The 5,180-nt window shown below is 42.4% G+C and carries 4 protein-coding genes; 2 read left to right on the top strand and 2 right to left on the bottom strand.

What is annotated here, in order from left to right; all coding sequences use genetic code 11:
- The coding region (locus ACED45_RS23665) for a glutathione S-transferase family protein (RefSeq protein ID WP_371715173.1) at window positions 1-668 on the bottom strand (668 nt) is incomplete at its 3' end.
- Window positions 669-869: 201 nt separating this feature from the next.
- Window positions 870-1,466 (bottom strand): LysE/ArgO family amino acid transporter, encoded by a 597-nt coding sequence (locus tag ACED45_RS23660; RefSeq protein ID WP_371715172.1) that lies wholly within the window; start codon window positions 1,464-1,466, stop codon window positions 870-872.
- A gap of 186 nt (window positions 1,467-1,652) precedes the next feature.
- On the opposite strand from ACED45_RS23660, the gene ACED45_RS23655 reads away from it, so the two are divergent.
- Window positions 1,653-3,008 (top strand): sphingomyelin phosphodiesterase, encoded by a 1,356-nt coding sequence (locus ACED45_RS23655; protein WP_371715171.1) that lies wholly within the window; start codon window positions 1,653-1,655, stop codon window positions 3,006-3,008.
- Window positions 3,009-3,377: 369 nt separating this feature from the next.
- Window positions 3,378-5,096: a S8 family peptidase gene (locus ACED45_RS23650; RefSeq protein ID WP_371715170.1), complete on the top strand. Its 1,719-nt coding sequence runs from the start codon at window positions 3,378-3,380 to the stop codon at window positions 5,094-5,096.
- Window positions 5,097-5,180: the final 84 nt, after the last annotated feature.

Genomic DNA, 5,180 nt, shown 5'->3' with positions numbered 1-5,180 from the left:
TAATCACCCATACTGGCCGTTTCTATCTGAGATCCAATTAGGAAACAAAGCCAATAGAAACCACTAAACTTCTCCACAAAGTCTTGAGGTACCGTTTTCTCCGTTAAGCCCGACTTAATCAAAGCGGCCTGCCACGCTTGCACTTTAGGGAATCCTTCGAGCATATCAAAGCCTGACCCCTCATTAATTACTGACGCGCGGTGCAACAGTGGTAGCCAAGCAATGTCGACATTAGATATATAATCCCCTTTAAAGAATTCTGTATTGCCTAACTTGTTTTCGGCTTTTAGGAAGGCTTTTTGAAGGTTCGCTAAACGTGTTTCAAAAGTCTCTTTGTCTTTACTTCCCATTGTGCCGCATTGTGGCATGTAATGTTTACTCGCCTGATAAGACCAAGCACGATCTAATGCTTTTTGCTCGGCAGACACCTCTTCTATCGGCGCGTATTTATCGTCTAGGTATTCAACAATTGCATCTGACTCAAAAAGAACCGTGTCATTTTCTGTAATCAATACTGGCACTTGTCCGTTTGGCGAAATATCTAGGAACCATTGAGGTTTATTGTTTAGCTCAATGTATTCAATTTCAAATGGGACATTTTTCATTACCAAAGCACCCATTACACGTTGAACGAATGGGCAGTTTTTAAAGCTAACAAGTTTAATCATGGTTTACTCCTCATTAGGTCATTAATTTGTATTTGTACCCCTAAGACGAACGCCAAAACCGAAAGACGAAAAATAATTCTATTTTTTTGGAAATAATTAAATGCGGAGATAACTAAAGACAGTCACTTTAGATAGGAACTTTAATTAGTAACTCTAGGTAGGAGCTTTAGACCATATGTTTGAATGCCTAATTACGCGCAGCTAGACGATCAAAGATAATGCAATAGACGCCATGATCACGCCAACGACAAATTCCAACACCTTCCACGCTCTCGGGTTCTTAAACATTGGAGCCAAGAAGCGTGCGCCATATCCAAGTGAAAAGAAGAACACAAACGACGCCGATACGGCACCAGCACCAAACAACATTTGATTAGGTTGATATTGAGTTGAGATAGAACCCAGCAATACCACAGTATCCAAATACACATGCGGATTAAGCCAAGTGAACGCCAAACACATCGCAATCGCTTTAGTTAATGAGTCTTTGGTTTCAGCAGTGGCTTCTAAGGCGTGATTTTCAGTGAATGCTGAACGGAAGCTTAAGAATGAATAGACACCCAAAAAGATAGCCCCACCATAACGGGCGAACTGCTCAATTTGTGGGAACTGCTTAACGATTGCGCCGAAGCCTGTTACATCAAAACTAATGAGTAAGGCATCAGAAATTGCACATACAGCGCAAACTGCCAATACGTGTTGATTCTTTAGACCTTGCTTTAAAACAAACGCATTTTGAGAACCAATCGCAAGGATTAGCGAAAGCCCAAGGGAGAAACCAGCAAAATAAGTCGTCATAGAATGTACTTCGAATCGGTTAGAATAATCATAAGTTACTATAAAACAGAGTAATTTTTCATAAAATTTACAATATGATCACATGCGCGTTACACAGCACAAAACCAAAATCTTTAATTTGCAACTGAATGCATACCAGGGCTACTTTCTGTTTTCGATTTTAGGAATGTAATCAAAGGAAGAAACATGATTAAAAAGCTGTGTTCAACACTGATAATTTGGGCAATAGCCAGCCAAGCACTCGCAACATCACTTTACTATATAAACCGCACCGACAAACCCATATTAATAAACTTTTCGATAGACTCCAGTGAACCCGTAAGTAACGGTTACCAATACAGGTTGACTGAAAATGACTTAGTTATTTGGCCTTATCAAAAAGCTAAAGTAGCTGATTTTAATCGATATTATGGGCTTGTTAATGGCGCAACGTATGACTACTTCCTAACAATTTCACGATTAACAAACGAAGGTTCTTGGGAACCTAAGCCGCAAGAACCTGTAAGTCAACTTAGGTTAGTTGGTCACGGTTCAGGCTCAACGTTGTCTTATGGGTATAAAGATCAAGGGATGATGACCGACTACAACCCATATATTCTTCATCGTTATAACCAAGATGGATATCACTCTGAGTTCGGTGTTAAGGCTATATACACGTCAGGTTTCGACGACGTTGAATTTGTAGTCTCAGAACATACAATCAATGATTTTGATCAAGACCCAAATACCTTGAACGTTGGGTCATATAACCTATGGATGCTCCCCGGCGTATCATCAAACATTACAAGTCGTGCAAGTGTCTTGGACCACACTCTCTCCGGATATGACGTACTCACACTTCAAGAAGCTTTTTCTTCAGACCGAGAGATCCTATTCAACGCTCTAGCAGAGGAATATGCATTTAGAACAGAGGTAGTAGGAGGTGGCACTAGTGCGATGTACGACGGAGGCGTGGTCACTTTTAGTCGCTATCCAATTATTGAAACCGACAGTATAGTTTTTGAACACTGCTCCGGGACTGATTGTTACGCAGATAAAGGCGTCGTCTACACAAAAATCGACAAAGATGGTCAGATATACCATATATTCAACACGCACCTAGCATCATTCAATACGCCTGCGGCCAAAAGACTAAGACGCTTACAGCTAGGGCTGATGCGAACCTTTATGCTGACTAAAGGCATACCTTCCAACGAAGCGGTTATCTATGCTGGAGACTTCAATATCGATAAAAATAGCGACTTCGTGGAATACCTTCTGATGCTAGCTACGTTGGATGTTGATCCTCCAGAATTCAGAGGCTACACCAATGCAACCTTTGACCCGACGATTAACCCGTATGCCGCTTATAAGTATTCAGGTGGCGCTGATGTAGAGTATCTGGATTACGTTTTTGTTAGCAGAGTGCATAGACGAGCAACAAGTAATACTAATACGGTCAAGCTTCATCAAAGGTTGAACTCTGACACTTGGGGAAGTTGGCACCTTTCAGACCATTTTGCCGTCAACGGAAACTTTGAATTTAGCTCTCACGACGACTAAGCTCCTTGATCTTGGCTCTTTCAAAAGCACTTCAATAGCTGAGTGAGAGCCAACCCCCCCCCTGCAATTAACATACTAATCAATTGATTCTAAACACCTTTAATCCCAATTCTTAATTTTATAAATATTGGTTTTATTAATAGAATTTAGCTCAAACTTTGAGACTTTAAAATCGATCACAGTGAGACCTTCCTACCATTTCATTGATCAAACGAATGATACAAGTCTGATTGCATATTATCTTTTGATTGCTTTTGAGCGGGCATTTCCCTCTCACAGAACTGACTGCGTGCTTTCATAAAGCTTCGCTAAGGAGTCAGTTCTAGTCGCACAACTATTCAGTCTCACAATGATAAGGATGCAACACAGATGAATCACGGACACAGACTTACCACGCTTTCTTTAGCTATTATGGCTTCGGCTCAAGTATCTGCCTCGGCTCTTAATGAGAGTAGCCCAGAGCTACAACCTGCCAACTCACCTTTCATCCAAGATGTAAAAGGGACAATTGTTGAGGATTACTCGCGAGAAACTATTCTACCTTCATTTTTCTCAATGAGAATGATGAGCAACGCTGATGAACAGCGCGGTGATTGGTTTAACTTAACGGCAAGCTACACAAGAATTCAGGGTGTGGGTTCTGATGTGGTATATGACTACTTGATGCCCCCTCTTCAACCACAACCAGTCATCGTTGCCGTTCTTGATTCAGGTGTCGACGTTGAACACGAAGATCTCAAAAACAAACTTTGGACCAATGAAGACGAGATCCCAGACAACGGGATTGACGATGATGGCAATGGTTACATTGACGATGTCCACGGCTGGAACTTTTTGGGTAACTCGTTAGGTATTAACGTTGACCAAGACACACTAGAAGTCACTAGAGAATACAAAAAGTACCTTGAGTTAAAAGAGAACGGACATTGGATTCCGCGTAAGAAACGTAAGTATTATCAAGGTGTTGAATCCGATTACTTGTCGTCTCTAAAAGATGACCAAGATGCGTTGAATCGTGTAACGACAGCAACTGACCAAGCCAATGAGTTCAAAGAACAGATTCTTCAGTTCGTCGATCAAAAAGACTTTTCTACTAACGGTCTGAAAACACTGTTAGATAGTGAGAATGCTAGCGTCGTTACTGCAGCTGAAGGGCTTTTGAGTGTGTTTGATTCATGGTATTCATTTGAATATCTGGAATCACGTCGTAGCCGTTACCAAGACTCTCTGGATTTCCACCTTAACTTAGAGCTCGACACGCGTGGCGATATTGTTTGGGATGACATCTCGAACCCTTGGGAAAAAGGCTACGGCAACAACGATGTAAAAGGCCCTGTTGGTTCGCACGGTACACACGTTGCTGGAATCATCGCTGCAGAGCGTAACAACTCAGTGGGTATTGATGGTGTGGCAGATCATGCTCAAATCATGGCGGTACGTATGGTGCCAAATGGCGATGAGCGGGACAAGGACATTGCCAATGCAGTGCGTTACGCCGTCGATAATGGCGCGAAGATCATTAACATGAGCTTTGGTAAAAGCTACTCGCCACGTAAATACATCGTCGACCACGCATTCCGTTACGCGGCTCGTAAAGGCGTTTTGATCGTTCACTCTGCGGGGAACAGCCGTAACGATAACGACATCAAACCAAGCTTTCCAAACCGCTACGCGAAGCACTACCGTTCAAAGCCTATTTCAACATGGTTAGATGTGGGTGCATCAGCAAAATATGCCGACGAAACGTTAGTGGCGAGCTTTAGTAACTTCGGCCAGAAATCAGTTGATGTGTTTGCACCTGGGTACCGCATTTTATCAACCACTCCGGGAAACACCTACGGTTCGAAAAGTGGCACAAGTATGGCTGCACCTGTCGTGTCTGGCGTCGCGGCATTAGTTTGGTCTCGCTACCCTGACCTATCCGTCAAAGAGCTTAAGGCAATGTTGATGGGCGAATCGAAAGTCTACCCAGAGCTGTTAGTTAAAAAGCCTTCTAGCCCTGAAGATTTGGTTCCGTTCAACACACTTTCTATCTCAGGAAGTATTGTGGATGCTGAAGCTATTTTCGCAGAGCTAGAAAATCGCTAACGTTTTAGCCATTGGTCATTGACCAGATAATCGTCATATATGGACCCACCCAGTTTGCAAGTAATTTTACACGTTTGGTAATAG

It is taken from the genome of Vibrio crassostreae, from assembly GCF_041439375.1.
GTDB lineage: Bacteria > Pseudomonadota > Gammaproteobacteria > Enterobacterales > Vibrionaceae > Vibrio > Vibrio crassostreae_D.
Note: the sequence above shows the minus strand (reverse complement) of the source record. Positions and strands in the feature narration are given on the sequence as shown.

What these genes read in the sequence shown, in the direction of transcription:
- ACED45_RS23650 (WP_371715170.1), top strand. Translation starts at nt 3,378, where the DNA reads ATGAATCACGGACACAGACTTACCACGCTTTCTTTAGCTATTATGGCT.
- ACED45_RS23660 (WP_371715172.1), bottom strand. Translation starts at nt 1,466, where the DNA reads ATGACGACTTATTTTGCTGGTTTCTCCCTTGGGCTTTCGCTAATCCTT.
- ACED45_RS23655 (WP_371715171.1), top strand. Translation starts at nt 1,653, where the DNA reads ATGATTAAAAAGCTGTGTTCAACACTGATAATTTGGGCAATAGCCAGC.